We start from the raw sequence: 15832 nt of genomic DNA, 5'->3' as shown, positions 1-15832 counted from the left end.
TGGATCGGCGGGTTTTGTCGGTTACCTCGCAGAAGATGTTGAAGGCGATCTTTGAGCCCAAGGGGTCGCGTCGTGCTGCCGCGAGCCGATCCGGAGGGAATGGTTGACATGACCACCACCGCAGACACGTGTGGAGTCGAGCTGTCCGACTCTGCGGACGCCGCCCGTCGAATAGGGGCGGACTGCTTGATCGACGGCCCGGTCGGCCGCGTCGGGCTCGAGATCGAGGCGCACTGCTTCGACCTGAGCGATCCGACGCGTCGCCCGGGGTGGGACGAACTGTCCGCGGTCATCGCCCAGGTGCCACCGATGCCGGGCGGCAGCCCGATCACGGTCGAACCGGGGGGTGCGGTCGAGCTCTCGGGGCCGCCGCACGAGTCGGTGATGGGTGCGATCACCGCGATGCAGTCCGACCGGGTCGTCCTCAACAAGGCCTTCTCCGAGCACGGGTTCGGGCTGGTGTTGCTCGGCGCCGATCCGCTGCGGCCGCCGCAGCGGGTCAACCCGGGTGACCGATACCGCGCCATGGAACGATTCTTCGCAGCCAGCGGCACGCTCGATGCCGGGGCCGCCATGATGACCTCGACGGCGTCGGTGCAGGTCAACCTCGACGCCGGCCCCCGCGACGGCTGGGCCGAGCGGGTCCGGCTCGCCCACGCGCTCGGCCCGACGATGATCGCCATCTCCGCGAACTCGCCGCTGCTGGGCGGCGAACCGTCCGGCTGGCGCAGTACCCGCCAGCGGGTGTGGAGCCGACTGGACTCCGCGCGGTGCGGCCCGGTGCTGGGCGCCAGCGGCGGCGACCCGGCCGAGGACTGGGTCAGTTACGCGCTCAAGGCACCGGTGATGCTGGTGCAGGGCCCGGGAACCGTTCCGATGACCGATGTCGTCCCGTTCGCCGACTGGGCCGACGGCGGCGCGCTGCTCGGTGGCCGGCGCCCCACGGCGGCCGACCTCGACTACCACCTCACGACGCTGTTCCCGCCGGTACGACCCCGCGGCTTCCTGGAGATCCGGTACCTCGACAGCACCCCCGACGACGTGTGGCCCGCGGTGGTGTTCACGTTGGCCACCCTCCTCGACGACCCCGCCGCCGCCGAGGTCGCCGCCGAGGCCACCGAGCCCGTCGCCACCGAATGGGACCTCGCCGCCCGGGTCGGGCTTGCCGACGAGCGACTGCGCACGTCGGCGCTGCGGTGCGTGCGAACCGTCGCCGAGCTGGCACCGCCGCAGTTGCGCGCTCCGATGCAAAGGCTGTTGCGTCAGGTGGAGCTGGGCCGCAGTTCGGCCGACGACTTCACCGACCTCGTCGCCGGCGGCGACGTGCCGTCGGCGGTCAGTCGACTGGCGGGCATGACGGCGTGAGCGCCAAGGAGACCGTGAGCGCCAAGGAGACACTGGCCCGGCAGCTCACCTCGGCGAGGGAGCGCACGCTGGCGCTCGTCGAAATCGACGACGCCGAGTTGCTGCGGCAGTACGACCCGCTGATGAGCCCCCTGGTGTGGGATTTGGCGCACATCGGTTGGCAAGAGGAGATGTGGCTGCTGCGCGGCAACGATCCGCGTCGGCCGGGACTGCTCGAACCGGCGGTCGAGCGACTCTACGACGCCTTCGAACACTCCCGCGCCAGTCGCGTCGACCTGCCGCTGCTGCCTCCCACCGACGCGCGGTCGTTCGTGCGCACCGTGCGGGCCAAGTCGCTCGACGCGCTGGAGGCACTGCCGGACCACGACGGCACGGGCGTGGACCCCGCCTTCGTCTTCGGTCTGGTGGTCAGCCACGAGAATCAGCACGACGAGACGATGTTGCAAGCGTTGAGCATTCGCACCGGACCCCCGATTTTGGGTCGCGGAGCACCCCTGCCGCCGGGACGCCCCGGCGTCGCGGGCACCTCGGTGCTGGTTCCCGGTGGGACGTTCGTCCTCGGCGTCACCGCCGCGGAGGAACCCATGTCGCTGGACAACGAACGCGACGCCCACGTCGTCGACGTGGCCCCGTTCCGGATCGGACGGGTACCCGTGACCAACGGCGAGTGGCGCGACTTCGTCGCCGACGGCGGCTATCGCGAGCCGCGCTGGTGGTCCGAGGCCGGGTGGGAGCATCGTCTCAGTGCCGGGCTGAGCGCGCCGAAGTTCTGGAATGCCCAGGCGGGCACGCGAACCCGATTCGGATACGTGGAGGACATTCCCGCCGACGAGCCGGTGCAGCACGTGACGTTCTACGAGGCCGAGGCCTATGCCGCGTGGGCCGGTGCCCGCCTACCCACCGAGATCGAATGGGAGAAGGCCTGCGCCTGGGATCCCCGACGCGGTGCGCGCCGCCGATTCCCCTGGGGCTCAACCGAACCCAGTTCGGCACTGGTCAACATGGGCGGCGAGGCGCTGCGGCCGGCGCCCGTCGGAGCCTATCCCGCCGGCGCGTCGGCCTACGGCGCCGAGCAGATGCTCGGCGACGTGTGGGAGTGGACGACGTCCCCGCTGCGACCGTGGCCGGGCTTTACGCCGATGCTCTACGAGCAGTACTCCAGCCCCTTCTTCGAGGGGTCCGGGGCGGGTGACTACCGGGTGCTCCGCGGCGGCGCATGGTCGGTGGCCGCCAACATCGTGCGACCCAGCTTCCGCAACTGGGACCACCCGATCCGCCGGCAGATCTTCTCGGGCGTGCGACTGGCATGGGACGTGAGCTGACGTGTGTCGCCATCTCGGATGGTTGGGCGAGCCTGCCTCCGTCGCCTCCCTGATCCTCGATCCGCCGCAAGCCCTTCTGGTGCAATCATATTCGCCACGCCGGCAACGGCACGGCACGATGAACGCCGACGGCTGGGGTGTCGGCTTCTTCGACGGCGGCATCGCGCGACGGTGGCGAAGCGCGGCGCCGCTGTGGGGTGATGCGTCCTTCGCCTCGGTGGCTCCGGCGCTGCGCAGCGGATGCGTCGTCGCTGCCGTCCGGTCGGCCACCGTCGGCATGCCGATCGAACCGTCGGCGTCGGCACCGTTCAGCGACGGCCGATGGCTGCTGTCGCACAACGGCGTCGTCGACCGGGCGGTACTGCCCCTGTCCGCGACCGCGGAATCCACGGTCGACAGTGCGCTGCTCGCCGCGCTGATCTTCGAGCGCGGCCTCGACGCCGTCGGTGACACCGTCGCCGAGGTGGGCGCGGCAGACCCCGACGCGCGACTGAACATCATGGCCGGCAACGGGTCCCGACTCATGGCGACGACGTGGGGTGACACCCTGTCGATCCTGCGCCGTGACGACGGCGTCGTGCTGGCCAGCGAACCCTACGACGACGACCCCCGCTGGGAGGACGTTCCCGACCGTCACCTCGTGGACGTCTCCCACGACTCCGTTGAATTGATCGCACTGAAAGGCTCGTCATGACCGTGTCCCTGTCCAACTACCTCGAAGCCGACGCCGGGGCGCGTGCCCTGCGGCGCGACGTCCGCGACGGCCTGACCGCGTCGCCGAAGACGTTGCCGCCCAAGTGGTTCTACGATGCCCGGGGCAGTGACCTCTTCGACCAGATCACGCGTCTGCCGGAGTACTACCCGACGCGCGCGGAAGCGGCGATCCTGCGGGCCCATGCCGCCGACATCGCGGCCGCGTCGGGTGCGGACACGCTGGTGGAACTGGGCAGCGGCACATCGGAGAAGACTCGGATCCTGCTCGCCGCCATGAATCAGGCTGGCTCGCTGCGCCGCTTCGTGCCCTTCGACGTGGACGCGACGATCCTCGAGTCGGCGGGCGCGGCCATCTCGGCCGAGTACCCCGACGTCGAGATCGACGCCGTTTGCGGGGATTTCGAAGAGCACCTCGGCAAGATCCCGCTCGTCGGGCGTCGGCTGGTGGTGTTCCTCGGTTCGACGATCGGCAACCTCACCACCGGCCCACGCGGCGAATTCCTCGCCGCGCTGGCCGACACTCTGCAACCCGGCGACACGCTGCTGCTCGGCACCGACCTCGTCAAGGACGTCGACCGGCTGGTCAGCGCCTACGACGACGCGGCGGGGGTGACCGCGGCGTTCAACAAGAACGTGCTGGCCGTGGTCAACCGGGAGCTCGGAGCCGACTTCGACGTCGACGCCTTCGACCACGTCGCCCGCTGGAACCCGGACGAACTGCGCATCGAGATGCGGCTGCGACCCAGCACGGCGCAGCGGGTCCGGATCGCCGATCTCGACCTGACCGTCGACTTCGCGGCGGGCGAGGAGATGCTCACCGAGGTGTCGTGCAAGTTCCGGCCGGAGGTCGTCGAGAAGGAACTGGCCGCGGCCGGTCTGCGGCGCATCGCCTGGTGGACCGACGCCGCCGGCGACTTCGGGCTGTCGCTCGCGGTCAAGTGACCGACCTCGCCGACCAATGGCGGTCGGCCCGCCCGCCGACCGCCGGGGTGCACCTCGACAGCGCGGCGTGCTCACGGCAGTCGTTCGCCGCGGTCGACGCCGCGACGGTGCACGCCCGCCACGAAGCCGAGGTCGGTGGGTACGTCGCCGCCGAGGCTGCCGCACCCGCGCTGCGGGCCGGCCGGGCGGCCGCCGCGGCGCTCACCGGATTCGGCGCCGACGACGTCGTCTTCACCACCGGCGCCACCCACGCCCTCGGTGTCGTGCTGAGCGACTGGCGGGGCGGCCAAACGATCGCCTGCCTGCCCGGCGAGTACGGGCCGAACCTCGCCGTCATGCAGCGGCACGGCTTCGACCCGATGCCGTTGCCGGTCGACGACGACGGCCGGCTCGATCCCGACGCCGCTGCCCGCGTGCTGACCGACGACCCGCCGGCGCTGGTCCACCTGACGATGCTGGGCAGCCACCGCGGCACGGTGCAGCCGGTGGCCGCGATCGCCACGACCTGCCGCGACCTCGGCGTCCCCCTGATCGTGGATGCCGCCCAGGCGTTCGCGCACGTCGACTGCGCCGGCATTGGCGCCGACGCCGTCTACACGTCCTCACGCAAGTGGGCCGCCGGACCGCGCGGGGTCGGCTTGCTGATCAGCCGGTCCGGGCTGCTGAGCGAGGAGACCAGGGCCGAACTGGCCGACGCCGAGGTGAACGTGGCTGCGCAGCTTGGACTCTCGGTCGCCCTCGGCGAGCACGTCGCGATGGGACCGCGGCGCATCCAGGCCCGGCTCGTCGAGGTGGGCGCGCGGACACGCACCGCGCTGGCGGAGGTGCCCGGGTGGCGGGTCGTGGAATCCGTGGCCGAGCCGAGCGCGATCACGACGCTCGTCCCGCCCGAGGGCGTCGAGCCCCTCGACGTGCGGGCCCGGCTGATCGCCGAGCACCGCATCGTCGCCACCTGCGCCGGAATCGGTCGGGCGCCAAGGGAGATGACGCGGCCTGCGCTGCGGGTGTCACCGCACGTCGACGTGACCGACGAGGAGCTCGGGCTACTGGCCGCGGCGTTGGTCGCCGTATCCGCCTGACCGGTCAGCCCGGCTTGTGTGCGGTGAGCAGGAACGCCGGCATCTTCGTCCGGCCCTTCTCGTCATGGTCGTGCGGCAGCTGGAACGGCGCATCCGGCCCCGACGGCATGTTCGCGTGGATGAAGGCCGGCCTGACGTCGTCGACGACCCAGTACTTGCCCACTGCCGCACGCAGTTCGGCCTCGTCGACCTCGTTCGGCTTCTCCTGAATCTCGGCCGGGAACGCGCCCTTGGCGAAGACCAGGACGTAGTAGACGGCGCCCGGTGCGGCGGCCCGGTACACCGACTGCTGGTATCCGTCACGGCCCTCGACGGGAAGCGAATGGAACAGCGTCGAATCGATGACGGTGTCGAAGCGGTCGTCGAAACCGGTGAACGTGGTGATGTCGTCCTGCACGAAGGTGGCACCGGGCAGGTTGCGCTCCCCGGCGGCCTTGGTGGCCGCGGCGACCGCGGTGGGCGTCAGCTCGATGCCGACGACGGTGTACCCCTGGGCGGCCAGCGCCAGCGACAGTTCGGCGTGGCCGCTGCCCGCGTCGAGCACCTCGCCGCGCACCTTGCCCGCGGCGATGAGGGCCGCCAGCTCGGGCTGCGGTTCACCGATGTTCCACGGCGGTGCGTAGCCGAAGCCACCCTCGCCGCGGTAGGCGCTGTCCCAGTCCATGACGTTCGAGTCGGAGGAATCGGTCACCCAACCCAACGTACTCGCCGAGACCGGACGTTCAACCCTCGCTCAGGACGGTCCGTCCCAGGTGTGCACGGGCTCGTTGCCATGCATCCGTTCGCAGTACAGGTGCAGCATCTCCGCCAGTGCTCGCGGCCGGGCCAGTCCACGATCCTGAAGTGCATGAACCGTCTCGACCTGCCATACCGCACCGTTGCGCCCAGACTTGGCGCGGCCCTCGATCACCCCGAGGTACCGTTCGCGCACGTCGGCGGCGACGCCCCATCGCTCGAGGCCCTCGTGGGCCAGGGGTAGCAGTTCGCGTAGCACCAGTTCGTCGGGCGTCACCTCGCCGAGGCCGGGCCAGTACAGCCGCGCGGCCATGCCGTTGCGGGCGGCGGAGGTGAAGTTGCGTTCTGCCGCAGCAAAACTCAGCTGCGTCCAGATCGGCCGATCGTCGTCGGACAGCGCCCGCAACGCCCCGTAGTAGAAGGCCGCGTTGGCCAGCATGTCGACGACGGTCGGCCCGGCCGGCAGCACCCGGTTCTCGACCCGCAGATGCGGGCGCCCGTCGACGACGTCGTACACCGGACGGTTCCACCGGTAGATGGTGCCGTTGTGCAGACGAAGCTCCGGAAGCGTCGGCGTGCGGCCCGCGGCGAGCTCGGCGACCGGATCCTCGTCGGACACCTCCGGCAGCAGCGACGGAAAGTACCGGACGTTCTCCTCGAACAGATCGAAGATCGACGTGATCCACCGCTCGCCGAACCACACCCGGGGCCGTACCCCCTGGGTCTTGAGTTCCTCGGGTCTGGTGTCGGTGGCTTGGGCGAACAGTTCGATGCGGGTCTCCGACCACAGCTCGTGGCCGAAGAAGTAGGGCGAGTTGGCGCCGAGGGCCAGCTGTGGCGCGGCCAGCACCTGCGCGGCGTTCCAGTTCTGTGCGAACTCCGCTGGCGACACTTGAAGATGCAATTGCGTACTGGTGCAGGCGGATTCAGGCGCAATCGAGGCGGCTTGCAGCGTCAACCGCTCCGCACCGCCGATGTCGATCATGATGTCCTCGCCGCGGGCGGTGAAGATGGAGTCGTTGAGAGCCTGGTAGCGCGTCGACTCGCTCATCCAGTTCGCCGCAAGATGCTCGGGCATCAACGTCGGAAGGATGCCGATCATCACGATGTGCGAACCGTCGGAGTTGGCCTTGGCCTCGGCGGCGTTGAGGCTCGCGCGCACCTCTCCTTCGAGTTCGAGGCTGGAGCTGCCTCCGAGAGGACGCGGCGGGACGTTGAATTCGATGTTGTAGGCGCCCAATTCGGTTTGGAACGCCGGGTCGGCGATGGCGGCGAGCACGTCGCGGTTCGTCATCGCGGGTTGGTAGGCGGCGTCGACGAGGTTGCACTCGATCTCCATGCCGGTCAGCGGGTGTTCGCATTCGAAGCTCGACTGGGAGAGCATCGTCTCGAACACGTCCAGGCTCAGTTGCACCTTCCGCCGGTACTGCAGCCGGTGTTCTCGGCTGTACTCGGTCTGCCTGACGTCCTCACCCACCCGGTGAGCCTATCGACCCGAGGTGGCCGGCCGGTTCACTTCGCGGTTCTACGACAGCGTTCCGAGCAGTAGACGACCTGATCCCACACTCCGCGTTGCCGCCACTTCTTTCGATTGGCGAACGGCCGTCGACACACGGGGCACGTCTTCACCTCATCGTTGCGTGCCATGGTGCTAGGGCCTCGACGCCACGACGACCTGCGGACTGACGAGACCGCCCCGCAGCTCGACGACGATCGCGGGATCTGCGTGCGCGGCAAGCGCACGCAGTGCCGAGGGGCTGTAGCAGCGCAGCGAACTGATCACGCCGTCGTGCACGAACGGTACGAACGGGGCCAGCGGCAGCATGGTCGCAAGCCGGAGCAGATGCAGCGCCGACGGAGGCCGCGGCAGGTCGACGATCAACAGCTTGTCGGCGGCCCGGGTGCCCTCGGCGAAGGCGCGGGCCGCCACGGCGGGCGGCAGGTGGTGGAACGACAGAGCGAACACCGCGAGATCGAACGAACCGTCGGCGGCATCGATGTCGGCGGCGTCCATCGCCCGGACCGTCACCCGGTCGTCACCGTCGAAGTGCTCACCGAGGGCCGCCACCGAGACCGGGTCGACGTCGGTGACGGTGAGGCGCGCCGTCGGATGCAGCTGCAGCAGCTTCGCCGACAGCTTGCCGTGTCCCGCACCGAGTTCGAGGATCTTCGGATCGGGCACGTCGGCGATCAGATCGAGGGCCAGCAGCGCGAATCTCTCGTGGTTGCCGAACAGGTCGCCGGTTCGGTCCAGCGCCGCCACGACGCTGCGCTTGCGGGCGACGACGTCCGGATCGTCGGAATCGCGGTCGAGGTACTCGAGCCGGTCGGTCTCCAAGAGCCGGTCCAGGCAGGACGCGGCCGGCCCGCCGCGGGGCATGGCGGTGACGTCGACGTTCGGTGGGGCCATGCCCTCCATGATGAACGTCGGCGCGTCAGAACTGGCCGGGGAACGGGAAGACCGGCAGGCGTTGGCCGCCGGGGACCTGCCCCAACAGCTCCGGCATCTCCGGACGGTCGGTGGGCACCCTCGCGCCGTCGCGGTAGACCAGCGTGCCCGCGTAGGTGCCGTTGTCGTAGTTGTCGTAGTAGAAGTGCCCCGAGACGATGTACTGGCATTGGGCATGGGTCGTCCCGTCCGGCGACGTGGGACCCGTGACGAACACGCCCCCGTATTCGGGTGCCTCGCAGGCCGCCTGCGGATCGGGCGCAGGGGCGGCGGGGTCGGGTTCGGCGTGGGCGACGGCGCACAGGAGCAACGGGGCGGCCGCGCAGGCAGCGGCCAGCACCGCGACCCGGCGGCCGCGAACGATCACGTTGGCATTGATGACGAGCACCTCTCGGTTTGGTGACGACCCCGATGAGGTGACCTTAGCGGTGAGCCGAGTGGACGTGGTGGCGTTCGCCGGGCTACGGGTTGAAGTCGTCCGGAAGTTCGATGTCGGCCACGGCGAGGTTCTCCTCCAGATGCGCCACCGACGACGTGCCGGGGATCAGCAGCACGTTGGGCGCGGCGGCCAGCGTCCACGCCAGTGCGATCTGGGCTGGGGTGCGGCCGAGGTCGGCGGCCACCTTCTTGACCGCCGGGTTGCCAAGCACGGGGTTGTCGGCGTTGAACCCGGAGCCCAGCGGGAAGAACGGGACGAAGGAGATGCCACGTTCGGTGCACAGGTCCAGGACGGGTTGTGACGTGCGGTCCGCCAGGTTGTACGCGTTCTGAACGGTGACGATCTCGGTGCGGTCCAGGGCGATGCGCAGGTCGTCTGCGGTGACGCTCGACAGGCCGATGCCGCCGATCAGCCCGTCGTCGCGGGCGGCGATCATGGCCGTCAGCTGGCGGTCGAACAGTTCGTGGTCGGCGACGCCGGGGGTGTTGGGATCACCGGAGTGGATGCGGAGGTTGACCGCGGCCAAGTGGTCGACGCCCAGCTCACGCAGATTCAGCTCGATGTCGGCGCGCAGGTCGTCGGGTTCGGCCGCCGGCACCCAGTTGCCCTCCTGGTCGCGGCGGGCGCCGACCTTGCTGACCAGGGCCAGCTCGGCGGAGTAGGGGTGCAGCGCCTCCCGGATCAGCTGGTTGGCGACGTCCGGGCCGTAGAACTGAGCGGTGTCGATGTGGTTGACGCCGAGTTCGACGGCGCGCTTGAGCACGGCGATCGCCTCGTCGTGGTCACGCGGCGGGCCGAAGACACCGGGGCCGGGCAGTTGCATGGCGCCGAAGCCGACGCGGTTGACGGTGAACGAACCGAGCTGAAACGTGTCCATGGTCTGATCCAACCCCGAAAGGGGCGCATTCAATCCGAATGCGCCCCAATTCGACTGGGATGGTCCTACTCGGACTCGCCGAGGATGCCGTAGATCTCCCGACGCGCATTGTTGACGACGTCGACGATGCGCTTCTGCTGTTCGGGATTGGCCGCGAAGAAGGACTGCTTGACGGCGCCCATCAGCTGGCCGACGGCGCTGCGGAGATTCACGGCGCCGGGATCGGCACCCTCGGTGATCTCGTCCCACGGCGCGGTCTCGATCTTCTCGGCTGCCTCACGGCCGGCGTCGGTCAGCTCGAAGAGCTTCTTGCTGCCCTCGCCGGGTGCGCTCTTGATCAGATCCTCGTCGACCAGCAGCTGAAGGGTCGGGTACACCGAGCCGGGGCTGGGCTTCCACAGATCCTGGCTGCGTTCGGCGATCTCCTGAATCATCTCGTAGCCGTGCATGGGCCGTTCGACGAGCAGCGTCAGGATGGCGGCGCGCACGTCGCCGCGCCTGCCGCGACCGCGGCCGCGGCCACCGCCGCGAGGTCCACGACCGAAGCCGGGGCCGCCGCCGAAGCCGGGACCACCGAACCCGCGGCCGAAGCCGGGTCCGAAGCCTGGTCCGAAACCGGGCCCGAAGGCACCGTCGAACGGGCCGTCATCGCCGCCGTCGTGGTTGCGGAACGCTCGCCGCGCGTGACGCCGGTGCTCGTGGATGGCGCGCCGGTCGACGGAGCCGAGGCCGAAGCCGAATCCGGGTGCCTGGGGCTGGCCCGCAAACGGGCCGTTGGGGGGTGTGAATGGGATGTTCATGTGGGTTGTCTCCTTGGCTGGGAAACGCCCGATGCGTTTCCGATACGTTGACGATATATCGGAAACTATCGCGATGCAACCATTAGTTTGTCGGAGGTGCTTCGTCGCTAGGGTGCGTTCCGCTCGTCCATGGCCTTGACCTGGGCGCGCGCCCAGTCACCCTCCATCGACGTCGCGCGCAGTCCGTAGTCCAGTGCCGCCCCACCGAAGAACTCCGCGTCGCTGTCGCCCCACGGCCCCAGCCCGTCACGCAGGGCGCTGAGCCGGGTCAGCTCGGAATCGGCGTGCGCGGCGACGCTCAGCAGATAGTCGCGTGCCTGCTCGCGGGGGATCTCGCCGAGAAGGAATACGCGCAGCAGTGAAGCGCTACGCGACGGTGGATCGTCGCGGGGGTTGGTCACCCACCGGCGGAGTTCGATCCGTCCGGCCTCGGTGACGCGATACTCCTTGCGGCCACGTGGTCCGACGTCGGAGACCTCGATCAGCTCGTCGGCGGCGAGCTTGTTGAGCTCGCCGTAGAGCTGGCTCTGGGTGGCGGGCCACACATTGGCCATCGAGTTCTCGAAGCGGCGAAGCAGGTCGTACCCACTGCCCGGATGCTGGGCCAAGAGGCCAAGTGCGGCGAAGCGAAGGCTCACGGAACGAGCGTACGGCCCGACCTTCCAGTTGTGGAATGTCGGGCCGTACGGTGTGTCGCAGGTGGGTTAGGGCGCGTCCTCCGCATCGACGAGGGTGGCGCCCTGGGGCACGCGCAACGCGACCGATCGCCACGGCCCCCTGGTCGCGAGCAGGTAGTACAGCCCAAAGGCCACGCCGCAGCCGATGAACCAGCTGTACTGGGCGGCCCCGGCCATGCCGAAGACGATGCCGCCCAACAACACCGGCGCCATCGCAAGGACCGCACCGACCACCGTCGCGGTCACCGCGGAGAGGTTGTAACCCTTGGAGTACCAGTAGTTCGCCGTCGTGGACATGGTGAACAGGTCGTCGACGACGATCTTCTGCTTGCGCACCAGATAGAAGTCGGCGATCAGAACGCCGAACAGCGGGCCGATGAACGCCCCGAGGGTCTCGAGGGTGTAGTGGATGACCTCGGGATTGTTGTACAGGTTCCACGGCGTCAGCAGTACCGACCCGACTGCGGCGATCATGCCGCCCATCCGCCAGCTGATCTTCTGCGGGCTGACGTTGGAGAAGTCGAACGCGGGCGAGATGAAGTTGGCCACGATGTTGATGCCGATGGTCGCGATGGTGAACGTCAAGGCGCCCAACACGATTGCGGTCACGCTGTCGATCCGGGCGACGGTGGCGACGGGGTCGGTGATCAGTTCGCCGAACACCGGCACCGTCGCGGCCGCCGTGACGACGACGAGCAGGGAGAACACCAGGAAGTTGACCGGCAGGCCCAGGAAGTTGCCCTTTCGCACCGCCGGGTAGTTCTTGCCGTAGCGGGCGAAGTCACCGAAGTTCAGCATCGGACCGGAGAAGTAGGACACCACCAGTGCGATGGCGCCGAGCATCACGACCAGGGTGTTGCCCTTCTTCTCGCCGCCCAGGCTCAGGCTCACCTGCCAGCCCGACTTCCACAGCAGGTAGCCGCACAGCATGAACATGACGACGTAGACGGCGGGGCCGCAGAAGTCGATGAACTTGCGGATCGACTCCATTCCCCGCCAGAACACCGCCGCCTGCAGGATCCACAGCAGCGTGAAGCTGCACCAACCAAGCAGGGACAGACCCGTGAAGCCGTACTGCTCGACGTCGGCGTACGGCGCCAAGCCGGGGAACAGCTTGAGCAGCACGACGTCGAGTGCCGCCGATGCCAGGTAGGTCTGAATTCCGTACCACGCCACTGCGATCAGGCCGCGGATGATGGCCGGGATGTTGGCCCCGAGCACGCCGAACGAGCTGCGGCACACCACCGGATAGGGCACGCCGGCCTGCTGGCTGGGCTTGGCGACCAGATTGCACAGGAAGTAGACGATGACGATGCCGACGAGCAACGCGATCAGCACCTGCCAGCTGGCCAGGCCGAGGGCGAACAGGCTGCCGGCGGTGACGTATCCGCCGACGCTGTGCACGTCCGACATCCAGAACGCGAAGATGTTGTACGACGACCAGGTCTGCTTGGCCAGCGGCGCCAGATCCTCGTTGGTCAACCGAGGGTCGTAGCCGTCCTTGATCAGTCCGCTGCCGACCGGATGGCCGGCGGCCTCGACCATGTCGCCGACGGCGATCACCGCACTGGGCGGTGGTTCCTTGACGTTCGTCATTGTTAGCTCCTGATCGTGTGCGCGTGTCGCGATGCGATTCGGAGAAAAGCTAGCGGTGAGTTGTTGCGACGCCGTTGCGCCGAAGATATATTCTCGTCGCGCTCTGGTGCGCAGATCCGCTGCGACGTCAGGATTCGTCGGTGACGAGTCCGGTGTCGACCGGCAGGGTCGCGACCACCTCGTTGAGTCTGCGGTGATGTGCGGCGCTGGTCGACAGCAGCCGGTCGACGTCACGTGCGAGGAACGCGTCGAGCATCTCGCCGTGGTCCTCGTGCAGCCGGGCGCGCTGCGCGTGCTCGACGTGCACCATCACCTGCACGGGTTCGGTGATGTTCCAAGCGGATTCGAGCATGTGAATCAAGCGAAGCATGCCCGAGGGTCGGGTGAGGCCCATGTGGAAGTGGCGGCTCTGACGGTGATAGGCCTGCGGGTCGTCGTGTGTCACGGCGTCTTCCAGTAGCTGATTGGCCCGGGCAACGTACGCGCGCTCGGCCTCGGTGGCCCGGACCACGGCGGCGGCCAGCGCGGCGGACTCCAGGGTCTCCCGCACGATGTACATCTCGGTCAACTCACTGCTGGTCAACCGGGCGACCGAGTACCCCACGTTGGTCTGATGGTCGACGAGGCCCTCGCCGGTCAAGGTCTTGAGGCTCTCGCGCACCGGGATGGCACTGACGCCGAACAGCTCGGCGACCTCGCCAACCGGGATGGGCGTGCCGGGCGGTACTGCCCCGTCGAGGATGACGCGACGCAGCTCGTCGACGATGCCCTGCTGGGAGACGCCGGCCCGGTTCACCGCGAGGGGCCGGGCCCAGACGGAGTGGCGGCGGGCCGACATCCGACCATCCTGCACCGCATCGCGGGAGACGGCGACGCCACCAACATTCCACTATTGACATGTCAATCATGGAGTGTCATGGTGGATGCACTCCAACCCACAGCCCAGGGAGCACTCGACATGACCGACACCCAACAGGCCGAGATGTTCGGCACCGGATCGTTCTTCCAGCGCGGCAACTACGCCCCGGTGGCCGACGAACTCACCGATTTCGACCTGGTGGTCGAAGGCTCGATTCCCCCGGAACTGGACGGCTGGTACTTGCGCAACGGTCCCAACCCGCGCACGCCGACGGGCCACTGGTTCAGCGGTGACGGGATGATCCACGGCGTGCGGGTGGAGAACGGCCGCGCCGCCTGGTACCGCAACCGCTGGGTGCGCACGGACAGCTTCGTCGAGGACTTCCCGCTCTACAACGAGGACGGCACCCGCAACCTGCGTTCGGCGGTGTCCAACACCCACGTGGTCAACCACGCGGGCAAGACGCTCGCGTTGGTGGAGTCCTCGTTGCCGTACGAGGTGACCAACGACCTCGAGACGGTCGGCGCCTACGACTTCGGCGGCCAGCTGGTCGACTCCATGACCGCGCATCCCAAGATCTGCCCGACCACCGGCGAGATGCACTTCTTCGGCTACGGCAACCTCTTCGAGCCCTACGTCACCTACCACCGCGTCGACGCCAACGGGACCCTGACCGTCAACCGGCCCGTCGACGTGCCGGCTCTGACGATGATGCACGACTTCGCGCTCACCGCCGCGCACGTCATCTTCATGGACCTCCCCATCGTGTTCAACGCCGAGGCGGCCGTCGCAGGCGACATGCCGTTCCGCTGGGACGACGGGTACGGGGCGCGCCTCGGCGTGATGCGTCGCGACGACCCGTTCGGTCCGATCCGGTGGTTCGAGATCGACCCGTGCTACGTGTTTCACGTCGCGAACTCCTACGACGTAGGCAATTCCATTGTGCTGCAAGCCGTTCGATACCCCGAGTTGTGGCGGGGCCACGCCGGCTTCGACCAGGACGCGATGATGTGCACCTGGACGATCGACTTGACCACGGGCACCGTCAGCGAGCAGCAGCTCGACGACCGGCCGGTGGAGTTCCCCCGAATCGACGATCGGCTCGCCACCCGCGAGGCGCGCTACGCCGTATCCGTCGGCAAGGACAAGCTCGTCCGCCACGATCTGACCATGGGCAGCGCCGTCGAGCACCCCTTCGGCACGGCGGCCTCACCGGGCGCTCCCGGCGAAGCGGTCTTCGTGCCCGGTGCCGGGCCGGCCGACGAATCCAACGGCTACTACCTCGGGTACGTCTACGACTCCGCGCGCAACGGCAGCGACCTGGTGATCCTCGACGCGTCGAACTTCGCGGGCGACCCGGTCGCCACGATCAAGCTGCCTACGCGGGTGCCGTTCGGCTTCCACGGCAACTGGATTGGCACCTAGTCAGACGGCGGGGGCGGCCAGCGGAGGCCTGCCGTGGCACGACCGGAAGCGGCTGCCGCTCCCGCAGAAGCACGGGTCGCTGCGGGGGATGGGCAGCATGTAGACGTGGTCCTCGCGGACACGCGCCATGGCGTCCTGCAGTCGGTGATCCGGCGCGGGCACGTGACGGTGGGTCATCCAGGCGATCGCGACGGCCAGTGCTCCGAGCAGCATGACGATCTTGACGGCCTCGCCGGTGGACTGGCGGAACCGAAACCAGGCGGCGACCTCGGCGCTGTGATCGTCGAGCGCCCGTGCGATCTGCTCGGTGGACGGCATGCCGGTGCGGAGCTGCTCGAGTAGCGCGTCCTGCAGGTGGCTCAGCTCGTCGAGCGTCATACCGACGAGTGCGGTCTCGACGTAGGCGTCTGCCGACGACCTGTGTGCAATCGTGTACATGAATCCCCCCGGATCACGTCGTCTCCCCAGACGAACTCATCATCACGCTATCCGTCGGCGGCGTCCGAGGAATCGGGGAAAACCCTCGTGACATGCTCTCGTGTCGTTCACGGCA

General features: G+C 68.6%; 17 protein-coding genes. 6 read left to right on the top strand and 11 right to left on the bottom strand.

What is annotated here, in order from left to right; translation table 11 throughout:
* The first annotated feature begins 108 nt into the window (after window positions 1-108).
* From egtA to egtE, 5 genes are read left to right on the top strand one after another with little or no spacing between them, the layout of a single operon-like run.
* Window positions 109-1365, top strand: a complete 1257-nt coding sequence (gene egtA / locus ABZ195_RS24065) for an ergothioneine biosynthesis glutamate--cysteine ligase EgtA (protein WP_355222206.1) — start codon at window positions 109-111, stop codon at window positions 1363-1365.
* A 14-nt stretch (window positions 1366-1379) separates the two neighbouring features.
* Window positions 1380-2687, top strand: a complete 1308-nt coding sequence (gene egtB / locus ABZ195_RS24060) for an ergothioneine biosynthesis protein EgtB (RefSeq protein WP_355222340.1) — start codon at window positions 1380-1382, stop codon at window positions 2685-2687.
* A gap of 1 nt (window position 2688) precedes the next feature.
* Window positions 2689-3381: an ergothioneine biosynthesis protein EgtC gene (egtC, locus tag ABZ195_RS24055; protein WP_355222204.1), complete on the top strand. Its 693-nt coding sequence runs from the start codon at window positions 2689-2691 to the stop codon at window positions 3379-3381.
* Window positions 3378-4343 (top strand): L-histidine N(alpha)-methyltransferase, encoded by a 966-nt coding sequence (gene egtD / locus ABZ195_RS24050; protein WP_355222202.1) that lies wholly within the window; start codon window positions 3378-3380, stop codon window positions 4341-4343. Before egtC ends, egtD begins: the two co-directional genes overlap by 4 nt.
* Complete coding sequence (gene egtE / locus ABZ195_RS24045; RefSeq protein ID WP_355222200.1) at window positions 4340-5422, top strand: ergothioneine biosynthesis PLP-dependent enzyme EgtE; 1083 nt, start codon at window positions 4340-4342, stop codon at window positions 5420-5422. Before egtD ends, egtE begins: the two co-directional genes overlap by 4 nt.
* A gap of 4 nt (window positions 5423-5426) precedes the next feature.
* On the opposite strand, the gene ABZ195_RS24040 is transcribed toward egtE, so the two are convergent.
* The 10 genes from ABZ195_RS24040 to ABZ195_RS23995 all read right to left on the bottom strand — a co-directional run bounded on the left by ABZ195_RS24040 (window position 5427) and on the right by ABZ195_RS23995 (window position 13833).
* Window positions 5427-6086, bottom strand: coding sequence for a class I SAM-dependent methyltransferase (locus ABZ195_RS24040; protein WP_355222338.1), 660 nt, complete (start codon window positions 6084-6086; stop codon window positions 5427-5429).
* Window positions 6087-6155: 69 nt separating this feature from the next.
* Window positions 6156-7634: a glutamate--cysteine ligase gene (locus ABZ195_RS24035; RefSeq protein WP_355222198.1), complete on the bottom strand. Its 1479-nt coding sequence runs from the start codon at window positions 7632-7634 to the stop codon at window positions 6156-6158.
* A 35-nt stretch (window positions 7635-7669) separates the two neighbouring features.
* Window positions 7670-7804, bottom strand: coding sequence for a DUF2256 domain-containing protein (locus tag ABZ195_RS24030; RefSeq protein ID WP_355222196.1), 135 nt, complete (start codon window positions 7802-7804; stop codon window positions 7670-7672).
* Window positions 7805-7808: 4 nt separating this feature from the next.
* Window positions 7809-8576 (bottom strand): class I SAM-dependent methyltransferase, encoded by a 768-nt coding sequence (locus ABZ195_RS24025; protein ID WP_355222194.1) that lies wholly within the window; start codon window positions 8574-8576, stop codon window positions 7809-7811.
* A 16-nt stretch (window positions 8577-8592) separates the two neighbouring features.
* Complete coding sequence (locus ABZ195_RS24020) at window positions 8593-8994, bottom strand: hypothetical protein (RefSeq protein ID WP_355222192.1); 402 nt, start codon at window positions 8992-8994, stop codon at window positions 8593-8595.
* Window positions 8995-9067: 73 nt separating this feature from the next.
* Window positions 9068-9922 carry an oxidoreductase gene (locus ABZ195_RS24015; RefSeq protein WP_355222190.1) on the bottom strand — a complete coding sequence of 285 codons (855 nt, stop codon included), beginning with the start codon at window positions 9920-9922 and terminating at the stop codon, window positions 9068-9070.
* A gap of 65 nt (window positions 9923-9987) precedes the next feature.
* Window positions 9988-10722 (bottom strand): PadR family transcriptional regulator, encoded by a 735-nt coding sequence (locus ABZ195_RS24010; RefSeq protein ID WP_355222188.1) that lies wholly within the window; start codon window positions 10720-10722, stop codon window positions 9988-9990.
* 107 nt (window positions 10723-10829) lie between these two features.
* A complete protein-coding gene (locus ABZ195_RS24005) occupies window positions 10830-11360 on the bottom strand; it encodes a PadR family transcriptional regulator (RefSeq protein WP_355222186.1) in 531 nt (176 codons plus the stop codon).
* 66 nt (window positions 11361-11426) lie between these two features.
* Window positions 11427-12995 carry an NCS1 family nucleobase:cation symporter-1 gene (locus ABZ195_RS24000; RefSeq protein ID WP_355222184.1) on the bottom strand — a complete coding sequence of 523 codons (1569 nt, stop codon included), beginning with the start codon at window positions 12993-12995 and terminating at the stop codon, window positions 11427-11429.
* Window positions 12996-13122: 127 nt separating this feature from the next.
* Window positions 13123-13833 (bottom strand): GntR family transcriptional regulator, encoded by a 711-nt coding sequence (locus ABZ195_RS23995; protein ID WP_355222182.1) that lies wholly within the window; start codon window positions 13831-13833, stop codon window positions 13123-13125.
* A gap of 120 nt (window positions 13834-13953) precedes the next feature.
* Between ABZ195_RS23995 and ABZ195_RS23990 the strand changes: the two genes are divergently transcribed.
* Window positions 13954-15279, top strand: a complete 1326-nt coding sequence (locus ABZ195_RS23990; RefSeq protein WP_355222180.1) for a carotenoid oxygenase family protein — start codon at window positions 13954-13956, stop codon at window positions 15277-15279.
* On the opposite strand, the gene ABZ195_RS23985 is transcribed toward ABZ195_RS23990, so the two are convergent.
* A complete protein-coding gene (locus ABZ195_RS23985) occupies window positions 15280-15717 on the bottom strand; it encodes an SEC-C domain-containing protein (RefSeq protein WP_355222178.1) in 438 nt (145 codons plus the stop codon).
* Window positions 15718-15832: the final 115 nt, after the last annotated feature.

It is taken from the genome of Mycobacterium sp. NPDC006124, from assembly GCF_040614235.1.
Taxonomy (GTDB): domain Bacteria; phylum Actinomycetota; class Actinomycetes; order Mycobacteriales; family Mycobacteriaceae; genus Mycobacterium.
Note: the sequence above shows the minus strand (reverse complement) of the source record. Positions and strands in the feature narration are given on the sequence as shown.